Annotated in this window: 18 protein-coding genes; 16 read left to right on the top strand and 2 right to left on the bottom strand. The window is 68.8% G+C overall.

The window, feature by feature from the left end; all coding sequences use genetic code 11:
* Positions 1–24: 24 nt before the first annotated feature.
* The 6 genes from ACFVDO_RS03320 to ACFVDO_RS03295 all read left to right on the top strand — a co-directional run bounded on the left by ACFVDO_RS03320 (position 25) and on the right by ACFVDO_RS03295 (position 5,631).
* On the top strand, positions 25–351 hold the full coding sequence (locus ACFVDO_RS03320; protein ID WP_378857602.1) for a DUF2469 family protein: 327 nt from the start codon (positions 25–27) through the stop codon (positions 349–351).
* Positions 352–451: 100 nt separating this feature from the next.
* Entirely contained in the window at positions 452–814 is a 363-nt protein-coding gene (locus ACFVDO_RS03315; RefSeq protein ID WP_378857600.1) for a YraN family protein, read from the top strand.
* Complete coding sequence (locus ACFVDO_RS03310; protein WP_378857598.1) at positions 811–2,340, top strand: YifB family Mg chelatase-like AAA ATPase; 1,530 nt, start codon at positions 811–813, stop codon at positions 2,338–2,340. The genes ACFVDO_RS03315 and ACFVDO_RS03310 overlap by 4 nt, the downstream gene beginning before the upstream one ends.
* On the top strand, positions 2,337–3,521 hold the full coding sequence (gene dprA, locus ACFVDO_RS03305; protein WP_378857596.1) for a DNA-processing protein DprA: 1,185 nt from the start codon (positions 2,337–2,339) through the stop codon (positions 3,519–3,521). Before ACFVDO_RS03310 ends, dprA begins: the two co-directional genes overlap by 4 nt.
* Before the next feature lie 171 nt (positions 3,522–3,692).
* On the top strand, positions 3,693–4,697 hold the full coding sequence (gene trpS / locus ACFVDO_RS03300) for a tryptophan--tRNA ligase (RefSeq protein ID WP_378857729.1): 1,005 nt from the start codon (positions 3,693–3,695) through the stop codon (positions 4,695–4,697).
* A 31-nt stretch (positions 4,698–4,728) separates the two neighbouring features.
* Complete coding sequence (locus ACFVDO_RS03295) at positions 4,729–5,631, top strand: tyrosine-type recombinase/integrase (RefSeq protein ID WP_378857594.1); 903 nt, start codon at positions 4,729–4,731, stop codon at positions 5,629–5,631.
* Between the two features lie 5 nt (positions 5,632–5,636).
* Here the strand turns inward: ACFVDO_RS03295 and ACFVDO_RS03290 are convergent, their stop codons facing one another.
* Positions 5,637–6,221: a murein hydrolase activator EnvC family protein gene (locus ACFVDO_RS03290; RefSeq protein WP_378857592.1), complete on the bottom strand. Its 585-nt coding sequence runs from the start codon at positions 6,219–6,221 to the stop codon at positions 5,637–5,639.
* 299 nt (positions 6,222–6,520) lie between these two features.
* Between ACFVDO_RS03290 and rpsB the strand changes: the two genes are divergently transcribed.
* The 8 genes from rpsB to ACFVDO_RS03250 all read left to right on the top strand — a co-directional run bounded on the left by rpsB (position 6,521) and on the right by ACFVDO_RS03250 (position 12,744).
* On the top strand, positions 6,521–7,450 hold the full coding sequence (rpsB, locus tag ACFVDO_RS03285; protein ID WP_378857590.1) for a 30S ribosomal protein S2: 930 nt from the start codon (positions 6,521–6,523) through the stop codon (positions 7,448–7,450).
* Positions 7,451–7,490: 40 nt separating this feature from the next.
* Positions 7,491–8,318, top strand: coding sequence for a translation elongation factor Ts (gene tsf, locus ACFVDO_RS03280; protein WP_378857588.1), 828 nt, complete (start codon positions 7,491–7,493; stop codon positions 8,316–8,318).
* A 98-nt stretch (positions 8,319–8,416) separates the two neighbouring features.
* Positions 8,417–9,133 (top strand): UMP kinase, encoded by a 717-nt coding sequence (pyrH, locus tag ACFVDO_RS03275; RefSeq protein ID WP_378857586.1) that lies wholly within the window; start codon positions 8,417–8,419, stop codon positions 9,131–9,133.
* A gap of 74 nt (positions 9,134–9,207) precedes the next feature.
* Positions 9,208–9,762, top strand: a complete 555-nt coding sequence (frr, locus tag ACFVDO_RS03270) for a ribosome recycling factor (RefSeq protein ID WP_378857584.1) — start codon at positions 9,208–9,210, stop codon at positions 9,760–9,762.
* A gap of 5 nt (positions 9,763–9,767) precedes the next feature.
* On the top strand, positions 9,768–11,120 hold the full coding sequence (locus ACFVDO_RS03265) for a phosphatidate cytidylyltransferase (protein WP_378857582.1): 1,353 nt from the start codon (positions 9,768–9,770) through the stop codon (positions 11,118–11,120).
* Complete coding sequence (locus ACFVDO_RS03260) at positions 11,120–11,704, top strand: DivIVA domain-containing protein (RefSeq protein ID WP_378857580.1); 585 nt, start codon at positions 11,120–11,122, stop codon at positions 11,702–11,704. The genes ACFVDO_RS03265 and ACFVDO_RS03260 overlap by 1 nt, the downstream gene beginning before the upstream one ends.
* A 59-nt stretch (positions 11,705–11,763) precedes the next feature.
* Positions 11,764–12,447, top strand: a complete 684-nt coding sequence (locus tag ACFVDO_RS03255) for a transglycosylase SLT domain-containing protein (protein WP_378857578.1) — start codon at positions 11,764–11,766, stop codon at positions 12,445–12,447.
* A gap of 9 nt (positions 12,448–12,456) precedes the next feature.
* A complete protein-coding gene (locus ACFVDO_RS03250) occupies positions 12,457–12,744 on the top strand; it encodes a hypothetical protein (RefSeq protein ID WP_378857576.1) in 288 nt (95 codons plus the stop codon).
* Between the two features lie 13 nt (positions 12,745–12,757).
* On the opposite strand, the gene ACFVDO_RS03245 is transcribed toward ACFVDO_RS03250, so the two are convergent.
* Entirely contained in the window at positions 12,758–13,816 is a 1,059-nt protein-coding gene (locus ACFVDO_RS03245; protein WP_378857573.1) for an AI-2E family transporter, read from the bottom strand.
* Between the two features lie 187 nt (positions 13,817–14,003).
* Here ACFVDO_RS03245 and ACFVDO_RS03240 point away from each other — a divergent pair, with 187 nt between their 5' ends.
* Positions 14,004–15,842 carry a glycosyl transferase gene (locus tag ACFVDO_RS03240; protein ID WP_378857571.1) on the top strand — a complete coding sequence of 613 codons (1,839 nt, stop codon included), beginning with the start codon at positions 14,004–14,006 and terminating at the stop codon, positions 15,840–15,842.
* Positions 15,839–16,768 carry a tetratricopeptide repeat protein gene (locus ACFVDO_RS03235; RefSeq protein WP_378857569.1) on the top strand — a complete coding sequence of 310 codons (930 nt, stop codon included), beginning with the start codon at positions 15,839–15,841 and terminating at the stop codon, positions 16,766–16,768. Before ACFVDO_RS03240 ends, ACFVDO_RS03235 begins: the two co-directional genes overlap by 4 nt.
* Positions 16,769–16,805 lie beyond the last annotated feature (37 nt).

Genomic DNA, 16,805 nt, shown 5'->3' with positions numbered 1-16,805 from the left:
TGGGCCTCATAGGATGGAAGCATCATGGATGACGACGCATTCGACGACTACGACCGCGAGCTCGAGGTAGCTCTGTTCCGCGAGTACCGCGATGTCGTCTCGCAGTTCCAGTACGTCGTCGAGACCGAGCGCCGGTTCTACCTGGCGAACGAGGTGAGCGTGGTCCGCCGCGACACCGAGCACGACTTCTATTTCGAGATCTCGATGACGGATGTCTGGGTCTGGGACATCTACCGTGCAGACCGGTTCGTGAAGGCCGTCCGCGTGCTGACGTTCAAGGACGTCAATGTCGAGGAGCTTCAGCGTCGCGAGTTCGAGTTGCCCGAAGAGCTCTCGCTCGACGGCAAGTAGTCATCCACAGAGGCGTTTTCGCTCGGAGTTGTCCTGATCCGCCGTAGGTGACGCGGATTCCGTTCTCCGCGACGGACAGCGTCTTCAGGATGCTGTCTTCATGGCAGCGAAGGACGAGCTCGGACGAGCGGGTGAGGAGCGGGCGGCGGCGTACCTCCGCAGCAGCGGATACGACATCGTCGACCGCAACTGGCGGTGCGACCAAGGCGAGGTCGACATCGTCGCGCTGCGCGGCGATCGCGTGATCGTCGTAGAGGTCAAGACGCGCCGGAGCGAGCGCTATGGGCATCCGTTCGAAGCGATCGACGATCGCAAGCGCCGTCGACTCTGGCGCCTGGCGTTCGCCTGGGCACAGGCGCATCCTGAGATCGCCCGCCGCCGCACGATTCAACTCGACGCCGTCGGCCTGGTCGGCGCGGATGCCGCGACGGCATCGCTCGAGCACTTGACGGACCTGCTGTGAGCACCGCACGCACCTGGGCCGTGGCGCTCACGGGGGTGGACGGTCATCTTGTGGAGGTGGAGGCCGATGTGTCGAATCAGACGCCTGAGTTCAAGATCATCGGCCTGCCGGACAAGGCGCTCGGCGAGGCTGTTCAGCGCGTGCACAACGCGTGCGCGAACGTCGGCCTCGACCTGCCGCGGCGCCGGATGACGGTGAACCTGTCTCCTGCGAGCCTGCCCAAGCACGGATCCGGTTTCGACCTGAGCATCGCCGTAGCGACGCTGGCGGCCAGCAGATCGCTGCCCGGACGCTCGATCAGGCAGGTCGTGCACATCGGCGAGCTGGGTCTGGACGGAAGAGTGCGTCCGGTCGCAGGGGTGCTGCCCGCCGTGTACTCGGCGGTGCAGGCGGGTTTCGGCCATGTCGTCGTCCCGGCCGCCAACGTCGAGGAGGCTCGTCTGGTGCCGGGCATCGAGGTGCATGGTGCGGCCTCGCTCGCCGAGGTCGCGGTGATGCACGGCGCCGACATCGAGATCCCCGACATCGATCCGGTCCTCGTCGATGCATCGGATGCCGCGCAGCAGGATCTGCTCGACCTCGCCGACGTGATCGGTCAGGACGAGGCCGTCGAGGCGCTGATCGTAGCGGCGGCGGGCGGACACCACCTGCTGCTGAGCGGACCGCCGGGGGCAGGCAAGACGATGCTCGCGCGCCGACTGCCCGGCATCCTGCCCGAGCTCTCCGACGAGGAGGCGCTCGAGGTCGCCGCCATCCGATCGCTGTGCGGCGACCAGGTTCACACGCTGGATCGCACGCCGCCCCTCGAGGCGCCGCACCACTCGGCGTCGATGGCGTCGCTCGTCGGCGGCGGGTCCCGGCAGGCGCGGCCAGGGGCGATCGTGCGAGCGCACAGGGGCGGGCTCTTCCTCGATGAGGCTCCGGAGTTCCAGAGAGCCGCGCTGGACGCACTGCGGCAGCCGCTGGAGTCCGGTCGCATCGAAGTGCATCGGGCCGGCTTCACCGCGAGTTTCCCGGCGCGGTTCCAGCTGATCATGGCAATGAACCCGTGCCCGTGCGGCAACTACGGGGTTCGCGGCGCGGAGTGCGTCTGCCCGCCGATGGCGATCAGGCGTTACTCGTCGAAGCTCTCGGGGCCGCTGCGCGACCGGATCGACATCGAACTGCAGGTCGCGAGAGTCGCCGCCTCTCGGGTCGCCACCGTCGAGCGATCCGCTGTGACGACCGTGCAGGCCCGTGAGCGCGTCGTACAGGCGCGGGCGGCCGCGGCCGTGCGCTGGGCGGACACGCCGTGGCGGCGCAACGCCGAGGTGCCGGGGGAGCGGATGCGGCAGGGTTCGCTGCGCCTGCCGGTCGCCGTGCGGATGCCACTGGACCGTGCGCTCGAGCGGGGTGGGCTGACGTTGCGCGGCTATGACCGGACGCTGCGCTTGGCGTGGTCGATGGCGGATCTCGCCGGACGCGGCTCCCCGGACTCCGACGACGTGGGCCGAGCGCTTTTCCTGAAGAGAGGACTTCTGGCATGAGGGCATTGACGACGGCGACCCTGCTCGCCGATGAGCAGCTGCTTCGAGCCGCCGAGCGGCTGCGCCCCGACGTCGATCCCGCGGAGATCGCCGCGCGTGCCGCCTGGTCGGTGCTGACCGAACCCGGCGACGGCGTGGCCGGTGCACTCGTGGCGGCGTTCGGCCCGCAGGGGGCGCTCGACCAGGCGCTTTCGGAGGCCACACTGCGCGCACCGATCGAGGTGCTGGGGTCGAAGACGATGAACGAGGCCGTGGCGCGCTGGATGCCACGGGCAGACTCCCGTGCGGTGGTGAATGCGCTCCGCGATGCGGAAGCGGTCGGCGCGCGGATGCTGCTGCCGGACGATCCCGATTGGCCGGTCGGACTCGCGGACCTCGGTCCTCATGCGCCCCTCGTGCTCTGGGTGCGCGGGTCCAGCGAGGCACTGGTGGCGCAAGAGGCGGTGTCGATCGTCGGAGCGCGGGCGTCGACCGGTTACGGCGAGAACATCGCTGCCGAGTTGGCGGGGGACCTCGCCGCCACAGGCGTGTGCGTGGTCTCCGGCGGCGCCTACGGCATCGACGGCACCGCCCACAGGGCCGCGATCGGCGTGGGCGGCACCACAGTTGCGTTCCTGGCAGGGGGAGTGGATCGCAGCTACCCTGCCGGACACCAGCAGCTGTTCGAACGGATCCGCGCAGGGGGTGCTGTGGTGAGCGAGGTGCCCTGCGGGGGCGCGCCCACCAAGTGGCGCTTCCTGCAGCGGAACCGGCTGATCGCGGCGGCGGGCCTCGCGACGGTTGTCGTGGAGGCGGGCCGACGCAGCGGCACCCTGAACACCGCCGGGCACGCCGCGGACCTCGGACGCCCTCTTGGCGCGGTACCGGGACCGATCAGCTCTGCGGCGTCCGCCGGCTGCCACAGGCTGTTCAGAGAGTTCGACGCCATCTGCGTGACGTCCGCCGCGGAGGTGCGCGAACTGTGGGCGGATGCTGCGCCGGAGCCACCGGGCGCTCCGGCAGTCGATCCGCACCGTGTGCGTCTGCTGGACGCGTTGAGCACACGAGCGCCGAGAGACGTGCAGGAGCTGGCGCGGCGCAGCGGCATGGACGCGGAGCGGGTGCGCAGCATCCTCGGGGTGATGGAACTGGAGGGCGGTGCGACACGACGGCAGACGGGGTGGATCCGCTCCGGAGGGTAGGATCGGCGCATGCGTTTCTCGACCTCGTCCTCGTGGTGGTGGCTGCACTAGCAGCCGAACGCATTTCTCGCGCGCGCTGCACGGCAGCCCGCGCGATCGCGGACCGATCCATCCGTGCAGCCCTGACCCCAGGAGCAACCATTGGATTCCTTTTCCGCCACCTCCGCACGGATGCCGGCCCTCCGTGCCGACATCGCCGCCCATCCGGAGCGTCATCGCATCCTCACCGGCGAACGACCGACGGGCCGACTGCATCTCGGTCATCTGCTCGGCACGATCCTGGAGCGCGTGCGCCTGCAGCAGGCGGGCGTCGAGACCTTCGTCGTGGTCGCCGACTACCAGGTGATCACCGACCGCGACACGATGGGCGACGTCGTGTCGAACGTGCACGGCGTGATCAAGGACAACCTCGCCGCCGGCCTCGACCCGGAGCGGACCACGATCTTCGCGCACTCCGCTGTTCCTGAGCTGAATCAGCTCTTGCTCCCGTTCCTCAGCCTGGTTTCCGAGGCCGAACTGCACCGCAACCCGACGGTGAAGGCCGAGGCGGCCGCCGCGGGACGTGCCCTCAGCGGCCTGCTCCTGACGTATCCGGTGCATCAGGCGGCCGACATCCTGTTCTGCAAGGGCACGCTGGTGCCGGTGGGCAAAGACAACCTGCCGCACGTGGAGATCGCACGGCAGATCGCTCGTCGGTTCAACGAGCGGTACGGCGCCGTGTTCCCCGAACCCGAGGGACTGATCACGGCTGCGCCGGAGCTGCCAGGACTGGACGGTCGCAAGATGTCGAAGAGCTACGGCAACGCCATCGCTCTCGGCATGACCGCGGAGGAGACGGCGGCGGTCATCCGGAAGGCGCAGACCGATTCCGATCGGGTGATCACCTACGAGCCGGACCGCCGCCCGGGGGTGTCCGCACTGCTGGACACCGCTGCCGCCTGCCTGGGAGTGAGCGCCGCCGAGATCTCGGAGGAGATCGGAGACGCGGGCAGCGGCGCACTCAAGACGCTCGTCGCCACCGCGGTCAACGACTTCCTCGCCGCGCACCGTGAGCGACGCGCGGCGATCGACTCCTCGACCGTGTCCGAGGTGCTGAGCGTCGGCAACGAACGGGCGCGGCAGATCGCCGCTGCCACGCTCGACGAGGTGCGGACGGCGATGGGCATGGCGTACTGACCCGACCCGCGGCGCGGGCCAGACTGGAGGGGTGCAGTACGCGGAGGCGGTCCAGGCGTTCGTCGTACACCTGGAGAAGGTGCGGCGGCTCTCGCCGGCGACCGTGCGCGCATACCGCTCCGATCTCGCCGATCTGGGCGGAACCGCCGGGGATCGTGAGTTGGAGGACATCGACCTCGAGCTGCTGCGCGAGTGGCTCTGGCGCGCGACGCAGCGCGGCGACGCGCGCACGACGCTGGCCAGACGGGCCGCTGCCGCGCGCTCGTTCTTCCGCTGGGCGAAGGATGAGGAGCGAATAACGGCGGATCCCAGCCTGCGGCTGGTGACCCCGAAGCTCGCCAGGACGCTGCCCGTCGTCGCCTCGCAGGACGGCATGCGCGAACTGCTGGACGCGGAGAAGGATACCGCGGAGCAGGGCGACCCGGTCGCGCTGCGCGATCACGCGATCCTGGAGCTGCTCTACGGGTCGGGCATGCGCGTGTCCGAGTTGTGCGGTCTCGACGTCGACGACCTCGACCTGGATCGCGGTACCGCACGAGTGCTCGGCAAGGGCGCGAAGGAGCGCGTGGTGCCGTACGGCGCGCCGGCGCGGGCCGCGGTCACGGCGTATCTGACCAGGGCGCGCCCAGCCCTCCTCGCGCGGACGGATGCTCCGACGCCGGCGCTCCTGCTGGGAAGCCGGGGCGGCCGGATCGGCCCGCGCTCCGTGTACGCGCTGGTCGCCCGCGTGCTGGCTCCCGTCGTCGGCACGGAGACCGTCGGGCCGCACGCGCTGCGGCACACAGCGGCCACCCACCTGCTCGACGGCGGCGCCGATCTGCGCGCGGTGCAGGAGATCCTCGGCCACGCGAGTCTGGGCACTACCCAGATCTACACGCATGTGTCCGCTGAGCGGCTCACCGCGGCATATCGCCTTGCACACCCCCGCGCCTGAGCGCCTCAGCCGGAGTCGCAGCACGGATAGAGGATCGCCCGCGGAACGTCCCCGAACAGCGGCCGCGGGTTCACGTACTCGTCGTGCAGGCGCACGCCGATGTGCACGGCGCCGGAAAGTGAATGCCCGCCTGTGGATGCCTCCGCGATGATCTGGCCGGCTTCGACGACGTCGCCGGGCGTGAGATCGGAGCTCACGGGCTCCAGCGTGATCACGTATCCGTCGCCATGATCGATCGTGAGCACGCCGCGATCGACCACGATCCCGCGGAAGGCGACGACACCGGCCGCGGGGGAGCGCAGCGGCCCGGCCGCGGCGATGTCCATGCCGCGATGGCCTGGTCCGTAGCGATGTGCCGGCGCGCGGAACGGCTGCGTGATCTCGTGGGCACCCTGCACGGGCCAGGTCCATGGCGCATCGGGCGGGAGCGCCGCATCCGCTGCGGGTGGGGACTCGCCGGCCGCTGCCGGCGGTGGGAGCGGCGGCCAGAGCACCGAGCACGCCATCAGCGTGACGATCAGCGTGACAAGGGCGGCACGGCGCGCATAGCGCCGACGCCCGGCATCCGAACTGGTGCGTACGATGTCCATGCATCCAGCCTGGTCCTGCGCGTCCTGCCGACGGCGCGAGCACTTCCGGTCGGGGCAGAACCCGCGTCGGAAGCGCGCCTGTGGAGGACGGTTCGCCGCCCCGGCATCCTGTACACTTGAACCCGCATCCCCTCTCGGGGATGACTACGCGTGCCCAGAGCGACCACGGTCGCGGCATCCACTCCCACAGGTCCTGCCTCTCACGAGGCGGGTGGGATGTGCGCCGGGCACCAGGCATCCGGCCGTCCGGCCGGAGGACAACCTCAACGACGTGAGAGCGTCAGAACCAGGAGACGACCATGGCTGTGGTCACCATCCGCCAGCTGCTCGACAGCGGCGTTCACTTCGGACACCAGACCCGTCGGTGGAACCCGAAGGTGAAGCGCTTCATCCTCACCGAGCGCAGCGGCATCCACATCATCGACCTGCAGCAGTCGCTGGGCTACATCGACAGCGCCTACGACTTCGTCAAGGAGACCGTCGCCCGCGGCGGCACCATCCTCTTCGTCGGCACCAAGAAGCAGGCTCAGGAAGTGCTCGCCGAGCAGGCGACCCGCGTCGGCCAGCCCTACGTCAACCAGCGCTGGCTGGGTGGTCTGCTGACCAACTTCCAGACCATCGCGAAGCGCCTCGCTCGCATGAAGGAGCTCGAGGAGCTCGACTACGAGAACCCGGCCGCCTCGGGCTTCACCAAGAAGGAGCTGCTGCTCAAGAAGCGCGAGCTCGACAAGCTGCACAAGTCGCTCGGCGGCATCCGCAACCTCACCAAGACCCCGTCGGCCCTGTGGGTCGTCGACGCCAAGCGTGAGCACCTCGCGATCGACGAGGCCAAGAAGCTGGGTATCCCGGTGATCGGCATCCTCGACACCAACGCCGACCCGGACGACTTCCAGTACCCGATCCCCGGCAACGACGACGCGATCCGCTCCGTCTCGCTGCTGACCCGCATCATCGCCGACGCCGCGGCCGAGGGCCTGCAGCAGAAGCACAACCCGGAGTCGGGCGACGCCGAGCCGCTGGCCGAGTGGGAGAAGGAGCTTCTCGAGGCGAACGCCACCGAGGCCGCCGCTGAGGCCGAGGTCGCTGTCGAGGTCGCCGCTGAGGCTGCCGTCGAGGCCGAGGTCGCCGATGAGGTGGCCGTCGAGGCTGCTGTCGAGGCTGAGGTCGCCGTCGAGGAGGCCGTCGTCGCCGAGGCCGCCGCCGAGGTCGCCGAGGGCGACTCCAAGTAAGCATCCCACGCACACATAACGAAGCAAGGAGCCACCACACATGGCCAACTTCACCATCGCCGACATCAAGGCGCTGCGTGAGCAGCTCGGCACCGGAATGGTCGACACCAAGAAGGCGCTCGAGGAGGCGGACGGCGACGTCGCGAAGGCGACCGAGATCCTGCGTCTCAAGGGCGCCAAGGGCAACGCCAAGCGCGCTGACCGTTCGACCAGCGAGGGCCTCGTCGTCGCTCGCGAGCACGACGGCGCCGTGACGCTGATCGAGCTCACCTGCGAGACCGACTTCGTCGCGAAGAACGAGAAGTTCATCGCCCTCGCCGAGAAGGTCGCCGACGCCGCAGCAGCAGCGTCCGCCGACTCGGTCGAGTCGGTGCTGGCCGCCGCAGCCGGCGACCAGACCGTCGAGCAGCTCATCTCGGACGAGGCCGCGATCCTCGGCGAGAAGGTCGAGCTCCGCCGCGTCCGCCGCATCCAGGGCGACGCCGTGGAGGTCTACCTGCACCGCACCAGCAAGGACCTGCCCCCGCAGATCGGTGTCGTCGTCGCGTACAGCGGCACCGACGCCGAGACCGCTCGCAGCATCGCGCAGCACATCTCGTTCGCCGACCCGATCTACCTCACCCGTGAGGACGTCCCCGCGGACGTGGTCGAGAAGGAGCGCGAGATCGTCACCGAGATCTCCCGCAACGAGGGCAAGCCCGAGGCCGCCCTGCCGAAGATCGTCGAGGGCCGCGTCGCCGCGTTCTTCAAGCAGGTCGCACTGCTCGACCAGGACTACGCCAAGGACAACAAGCAGTCCGTCGGCCAGGTCGCGAAGGACGCCGGCATCACGGTGACCGACTTCGCGCGTTTCAAGGTCGGCGCGTAAGCCACGAGAAGGGGTTCGGATCCGCACAGGGTCCGAACCCCTTCTTCATGCCCGCAGGGCATTGCCACTATCGTGATACCGATGAGAGGACTCTCCCAATGACCGAACGCACCGGACGCCGTCGCGTCCTCCTCAAGCTCTCCGGAGAGGCCTTCGGCGGCGGCCAGTTGGGCGTCAACCCGGATGTCGTCAGCGCAATCGCTCGCGACATCGCGGCGGCCACCGACCGCGTCGAGGTGGCGATCGTCGTCGGCGGCGGCAACTTCTTCCGCGGGGCCGAGCTCAGCCAGCGCGGCATGGACCGCGGTCGTGCCGATTACATGGGCATGCTGGGCACGGTCATGAACGCCCTCGCACTGCAGGACTTCCTCGAGCAGGCGGGCGCGCCCACGCGTGTGCAGTCCGCCATCTCGATGACGCAGGTCGCCGAGCCCTACATCCCGCTGCGCGCAGAGCGGCACATGGAGAAGGGGCGCGTCGTGATCTTCGGAGCCGGTGCGGGTCTGCCGTACTTCTCGACCGACACCGTGGCCGCGCAGCGGGCACTCGAGATCGGCGCGCAAGAGGTGCTCGTCGCCAAGAACGGCGTCGACGCGATCTACACCGCCGACCCGAACAAGCACGCCGACGCCGAGAAGATCGAGCGCGTGACCTATCGTGACGCCCTGCAGCGCGGCCTCAAGGTCGTCGACTCCACCGCGTTCAGCCTGTGCATGGACAACAACATGGACATGCGCGTGTTCGGCATGGAGCCGGCCGGAAACGTGACCAAGGCGCTGCTCGGAGACCCGATCGGCACCCTCGTCACCTCCTGACTCGCCCTGTCCCGGCGCGGCACTCAGCGGCCCGCCGGTAGAATTGCCAGAACCACTCGACGAATGGAGAACCCGTGATCGCGGATGTCCTCGCAGATACCACCTCTCGCATGACGCGGGCGGTCGAAGCCGCCAAGGAGGACTTCGCCACGGTCCGCACCGGGCGCGCGAACCCGCAGATGTTCCAGAAGGTGATGGTCGACTACTACGGCTCGCCGACGCCGCTGGCTCAGCTGGCCTCGCTGGCCAACCCCGAGGCGCGCTCGCTGATCATCACGCCCTATGACAAGTCGGCGCTCAAAGCGATCGAGCAGGCCATCCGGGACATGCCGAACCTCGGTGTCAACCCGACCAACGACGGCAACATCGTGCGGATCACCATGCCCGAGCTGACCGCCGAGCGGCGCAAGGAGTACGTCAAGCTGGTCCGCACCAAGGGCGAGGACGCCAAGGTCCAGATCCGCGGCATCCGCCGCAAGGCGAAGGACGGCCTGGACGCACTCAAGACCGAGGTCGGCGAGGATGAGGTCGGCCGTGGCGAGAAGGAGCTCGATGCTCTCACCCGCCAGCACGTCGATCTCATCGACGACGCTCTCAAGCGCAAAGAGGCCGAGCTCCTCGAGGTGTGACAGGGATGTCTGACGATTCTTCTTCGCAGGATCGTCCGCTCACCCGACGAGAGGCTCGGGAGGCAGCGGCGGCAGCTGCGACGCCGGTGCAGGGCACTCCGCAGGCGGATGCCGCGGATGCCGTGACGCCGGTGCGCGGAGTACCCGTCGTCGGCACTCCGTCGGAGCCGCCGGCCCCTGCCCAGTCCTCTGCAGCTCCCGAGCCTTCCGAGTCGGCTGCATCGCCCGCCCGGCCGAGCCAGCCGGCTCGCCCCGACATCCCGCCGGCGCCCGCGGTCATCCCGCCGCAGCCGGTGCCGCCGGCAGCCGAGCCGGTGCGGCCTGCTCCAGCGCAGCCGTCGCAGGCACCGAAGTCTCCCGCCGGTGAGCCGATGCAGCCCCCCGCTGAGAAGAGCCCGTTCGACACCGCCGACCACAGCGCGATCCGTGAGCAGTGGCGCGCTGCGCGCGACGAGCTGGGCTCCCATGTCTCCAATGCGCGCGACCAGTTCGACCAGGCCAACGAGCGCATCAAGGAGCGCACCGGCCGGGATCTGATCGTCGCGATCCTCATCGGCGTCGCGTTCGGTGCGGTGCTGCTGGCGTCACTGCTGTTCGTGAAGTGGCTGTTTGTGCCGATCGCACTGGCCGCAGGTCTCCTGGGGACGTACGAGGTGTCGCGCGCGCTCAAGGGCGGCGGGCGACGGATCGACGTCGTGCCTCAGCTGATCGCCGCCGCGATCCTGATCCCCACGGGCTACCTGGACTCGACCTGGCTGAGCTGGGTGATGCTGTTCGTCTCCGTGACCTTCGTGTGCGTGTGGCGCATGGTCGCACAGATGGTCGTCGCCGACGGCCGGACCTACGGCGATGTGCTCGCCGATGTGCTCGTGAGCGGATTCGTGCAGATCTACGTACCCCTGCTCACCGCCTTCGCGCTGATGCTGCTCCGGCAGGAGCACGGTGAGTGGTGGGTGCTGTCGTTCATCGCCATCGCCGTGGTCGCCGACACGGCGGCATATGTCTCCGGGCTCGCATTCGGCAAGCATCCGATGGCTCCGCGGATCAGCCCGAAGAAGACATGGGAGGGGTTCGCGGGAGCGGTCGCCGGATCGCTTCTCGCGGGCGCGCTCCTCGGTGTGTTCCTGCTCGGGATCCCGCTATGGGGAGGTCTGGTCCTGGGCGCGGCGATCCTCGCATCCGCCACACTCGGCGATCTCGGGGAGTCGATGCTGAAGCGCGACCTCGGCATCAAGGACATGAGCTCCTGGCTGCCGGGCCACGGTGGTCTGCTTGACCGTCTCGACAGCATCCTGCCCTCGACGGTGCCCGCGTTCGCCCTGTACGTGCTCCTCACCACACCCTGGATGGTGCCTTGATGACCGCTGATTTCGCCGCCCAGTTCGCTGACGAGGAGACCACGCCTCCCGCGTTCACGCTCACCACCGGGCGTCACAAGGGCTATCACCGTGCCGCGGTGGACACATTCCTCGACTCTGCGCGCCGCGCTTTCGAGAGCGGAGCGGATGACCTGACGTCAGAGGATGTGCGGGTCGCCTCGTTCCCGCTCGTGAAAGAGGGATACGACGTGGCAGAGGTGGACTCCGCGCTCGGACGCATCGAGGACGCGTTCGCCGCCCGTGCGCGCGAGCGCATGGTTCGCTCGAAGGGCGTCGAGGTCTGGGTTGCCGAGGCCCGCGCCGACGCGCAGGTGATCCTGGATCACCTCGCCCGCGAGCCGAAGCATCGTTTCGCTCGCACCGGGCTACTGACGTTCGGCTACCGGATCGACGAGGTCGATCACGTCGCGGAGCGGATCACCGGTTTTCTCCGTGACGGGGACGAGCTCAGTGCTGAGCAGGTGCGCAATGCGGCATTCCGGATGCAGCGCGGGGGCTACCGCGAGGAGCAGGTGGACGCCCTCCTGGACGCCACCGTCGAGGTCATTCTTGCCGTCCGTTGACGGGGGACCGCGCGTTCTCATGGATGTTTCAGGCCGGATCGCATAGACTGACCGGCATCGTGACTCCCGATAACGAATCGATTACGCCTGAACTGCGCCCTGCAAGCGCGGCCTCCGCGTCCCCGCGCGGCCGTCGCAGCAAGGCCCGTCGACCGATCGCCGCAGTCGTGGCGAGCATGGCCGTGGTCGGCTTCTCCGCCGCGCTGCTGGCGCCGACGGGAATGGCCGTGGCAGACCCCTCGTCCACCGCGGAAGACGCCGTCACCGCCTACTCCCTCGCGGAGCAGGAGGGCCAGAACCTCACAGTGACGGTCGCCGGTGCGGACGTCGCCCCTGCCACGCGTGGCACCTTCGAGGTCTACGTCAAGCCGAAGCCCAAGCCCAAGCCGGTAGTGACCAGCACCGAGAAGTCGGGCAAGTCCACCACTGGGGGCGGTTCCGCAGGCACGCCGAAGTACACCGGCGGCGGCTCGAAGGAGCAGTGGATGACGGCGGCCGGGATCGCGAAGAGCGACTGGCCGTATGTCGACTACATCGTCTCGCGAGAGAGCGGCTGGAACCCGAACGCGACGAACAAGTCCTCCGGTGCGTGCGGTCTTGTGCAGGCTCTGCCCTGCAGCAAGGTTCCCGGCAACGGCTACAACCCGGTCGACAACCTCCGGTGGGGCACCGGCTACGCCAACGGGCGTTACGGCGGCTGGGCGGGCGCCTACGCATACTGGTCGCGCAATCACTGGTGGTGAGCGGCCGGCATGGCACGCTCACGCAGACGGCGACCGGATCCTCGTGTCGCCGATGATTCGCTCGACCGGCTGATAGCCGGCTGGAAGCGCTCCGAGACCCGTCGCGGGCAGGAGTGGACCGTGCAGCCCGTGAGCGCCTCCCAGGCGCAGAAGGACTACACCTGCCCTGGATGCCGCGGCACGATCGCTCCCGGCACCGCACACCTCGTCGTGTGGCGCGCGGACGGTGTCCTCGGTGACGCCGCAGACCTGGCGGCGCGTCGGCACTGGCACACACGCTGCTGGAACATCGCCTGAGGCAGCGCGCGGGTCAGCGCTCGTTCATCTTCGGGATGACCACCTGGCGGTAGATGATCAGGATGCTCGCCGCGACCGGGATGGCGATGAGGGCCCCGAGCAAGCCGAGCAGTGAGCCGCCCGCCAGCGCTGCGATCACGACGACGGCGCCGGGGACGGACACCGCGCGGCTCATGATGCGGGGCGAGATGAAGTACGCCTCGATCTGCATGTAGATCAGGTACCAGACCGCCGCCGCGATCGCGGTCGTCGGCGAGGCGAGGCCAGGGATCAGGCAGGTCAGCACGATGATGGTCGATCCGGTCAGCGTGCCCACCAGCGGGATCAGCGAGAAGAAGAACGCGATCACTGCCAGCACCGCGGGGAACGGCGCATTGATGATCGACAGGAAGATCATGCTGAGGACGCCGTTGATCACGCCGAGGGTGACCTGCCCCATGACGTAGTAGCCGACGGAATCGGTGATCTGGTCGGCGAGGTCGATGAAGCGCTCGCGCTTGGACGCGGGGACCAGCTGGTAGACGGCACGCTTCAACGAGGGGGTCGAGGCGGTCATGTAGATGGTCAGGACCAGCACGATGAAGGTGCCGAAGAGTCCGGCGGCGACCGCACCCCCGAAGACCAGCACGCCCTGGCCGATCTTGCTGCCGATCTCGGTGACGTTGGTGTTGAGCCACTCCTCCACGTACAGGAACACGTCGTCGACCTTCAGCATCGGGAAGGTCTGCTTGAGCCAGTCCTTGAAGTCCTCGAAGGGTTCGGGCCGCTGCAGGATCGTGGTGATCTGCTGCACCAGCTGTCCGATCTGCTGCACGAACACCGGCAGCACGATGAGCACGACGCCGGTGAGCACTGCGAGCACGGCGATGACCGTGGCCAGCACGGCAGCCCAGCGCGGCAGCCATCGCTCGAGGAAGGTGACCGCCGGATCGAGGCCCAGGCTGATGAACAGCGCGGTGCCGATGTAGAGCAGCACGGTGGAGAGCGTCTGCACGCTGCCGATGAGCATGATCCCCAGGCCCACGCCGAGCGTCGCGACGAGCGCGGTGCGGAACGGGCTGACGATCTTCATCGATTCTCCTGTTGAGGGTGAACGCCAGCTTATTCGGTCGCTGCGTTGAAGCCTGGACGAGCCGGGGGAGTCGTGGCATCCGATCGTATTCGGGTCTCGTGTGGAAAACGCACAGGCGCTTCCCGCTACCCTGGAATGTCGAGCGGAGACCTCTGGCAGATGCCGGGGTCACGTAAGGAGTCTTCTCGTGCGATTCGTATGGGCCGTCGTGGCCTTCATTCTGGCCGCGGTCATGATCGGTGCAGGCGTCGCTCAGCGTACCGTCTTCATGGGCCCCTCAGAGGTGCAGATGGAGATGCCCGCGGGCGACCCTGAACCCTATGTGCTCATCTCGAGCGATGTCCTGCGCGCCAACCCCGGCCAGCAGACGCTCATGGTGCGCGGCAAGGGCGACCTGTTCGTCGCGTACGGTCGCACCGCCGACATGAAGGCCTGGCTGTCCGACGCCGAGTACGACAGCATCACCCTCGACAAGAAGGGCGAGCCGCGCACCAAGGTCGTGAAGGCCGACGTCGAGTCCACCAGCGAGGCCGGCCGCAACCCGGCCGGATCAGACCTGTGGCTCGACTCGTACACCGACAAGGACTCGCTGATCGCGAACCTTCAGCTCCCCGAGGGGATGAGCGTGCTCGTCGCACGCGACGGCGTGGAGGACGCGCCCTCCGACATCATGGTCACGTGGCCGCTGAAGACCACGACTCCCTGGGTCGGCCCGCTCTTCGTGGGCGGTGGTCTGGCCCTGCTCATCGGCCTCGTGCTCTACATCCTCGGCATCCGTCACCAGCGTCGCGGCAAAGGCCCGCGCCGCAAGGGCCCCGGCCCTCTGCCGCCCACGCAGCCGATCGACCTCGCGGTCGACCAGCTGCCGGAGCACGAGTCGATCGGCACCGGACCCGTGACGACGCCGGAGGGCATCGACGAGCCCGCCGGCGATGACGGCCGTGCGCGCCGCACCGCACACCGGATGCGTCGCCGCCTGGCCGTCGCGATCCCCGCGATCGGTCTGACCGCAGTGCTCGCTACGGGATGCAGCGCGGACTCCTGGCCGCAGTTCGATGCGTCGACCAGTCCCACGCCCACGCCGACCGTCGTCGCTCCCGACAACCAGAAGCCGCCGGCTGTGACGGAGGCACAGGCCTCCCGCATCCTCAAGGACATCTCGAAGACGGTGACCGACGCCGACGCGGCACGCGATCTCACCCTGGCCACGACGCGCCTGGACGGTGCCGTGCTGCAGGCGCGAGCGACCGACTACGCGATGGGCGCCAAGAACCCGAAGCTCGGGATCCCCGCTGCGCTGCCCGCGGACAAGGTCGAGGTGGTGCTGCCGCAGGCGACCGACAGCTGGCCCCGCACGGTGATGATGCTCACCAAGTCGTCGGAGGCCAAGGCGCCGCCCGTGATCTTCACGATGACGCAGGCCGATCCGTGGTCGAACTACCGCGTGAACACGATGGCCGACATGCTCGCATCCGCGCAGCTGCCCAAGCTCGCCCCGGCATGGCTGGGCACGACCCCGGTGCCGCCGGAGTCCACCTTCCTGAAGATGCCGCCGGCCGAGGTGGCGGACGCCTTCTCGTCCCTCGTGGATCAGGGCGAGAAGAGCCCCTACTTCGGTGACTTCGACGCCGCTTCCAAGAAGCAGGCCGATCAGATCATCGCGAGCCGGGCGGCGCTGCTGGCAGACCTCAAGAAGGTGGGCGCCGACAAGACGTCCAAGGTCGCCTTCGACATGACCCCTTCCGCGTTCGACCCGGTCTCGATGGCCACCCTCGACAGCGGTGCGATCGTGTCGGTCTCGGTCGTCGACACGCAGACCGTCACGCCGACGACGCCCGATGCCGTGATCAAGTTCGAGAACAATGCGGAGGCGGTCGCGCTGACCGGCGCGAAGGAGGCGGCGAAGGGTGTGCGCACCACTTACGGCATGCAGCTGTTCTTCGCCGTTCCCGCCCAGGGCGCGAGCGCGCAGATCCAGCTGCTCTCGTTCCACCAGAACACCCTGAAGGTCGAGATCATCAAATGAGCGACATCTCCGCAGCCGCCCTGCGCGGCGCCGTCGACCTGTCCACGCTCCGGGACCGGCCGCAGGCGCCGGCATCCGGTGCGGCGCCCGTCCAGCAGGGCGTGCCGGACGTCGTCGTCGACGTCACCGACGCGACCTTCGCTCAGATCCTGGAGCTGTCCAACACGGTCCCCGTCGTGGTGGACCTGTGGGCGGAGTGGTGCGGGCCGTGCAAGCAGCTCAGTCCCATCATCGAGAAGGTCACGCGTGAGCAGGCCGGACGCGTCGTGCTCGCCAAGGTCGACGTCGACGCCAACCCCCAGATCGCGCAGGGCTTCCGTGCCCAGTCGATCCCGATGGTCGTCGCCCTGATCGGCGGGCAGCCCGTTCCCATGTTCACGGGTGCCGTGCCCGAGGAACAGGTGCGCGAGGTGTTCGCACGTCTTCTGGAACTCGCCGCACAGAACGGCGTAAGCGGTTCGGTGGCGGCAGGGGAGCCCGGCGAAGCGCCTGCTGAGCCGGAGGAGGCTCCGCTGCCCCCGCTGCACGCCGAGGCGTTCGAGGCGATCGAGGCCGGCGACTACCAGCGCGCGATCGCCGCGTACGAGAAGGCTCTGGCCGAGAACCCGCGCGATGAGGACGCCAAGGCCGGTCTCGGCCAGGTGAGGCTGCTCGCCCGCGTTCAGCACCTCGACCTGCAGGCCGCACGGTCGGCTGCAGCCGAGGCGCCGCTCGACCCGGAGGCCCAGTTCGCCGTGGCCGACCTCGACATCGCGGGGGGCCATGTCGACGACGCCTTCGGACGTCTGCTCGACCTGTTCGCCGCGCTGCCCGCCGATGAGCGGATCCCGGTGCGCGAGCGTCTCGTGGAGCTGTTCGACCTGATCGGCTCTGCCGACCCGCGCGTGGGCGCAGCCCGCACGCGACTGGCATCCCTGCTGTTCTGACAAGCTGAGACGACGGATGGCCGGGGACTCGCGTCCC

This window comes from Microbacterium sp. NPDC057741 (genome assembly GCF_042798735.1).
GTDB lineage: Bacteria > Actinomycetota > Actinomycetes > Actinomycetales > Microbacteriaceae > Microbacterium.
This window is presented reverse-complemented; position numbering and strand designations above follow the sequence as displayed.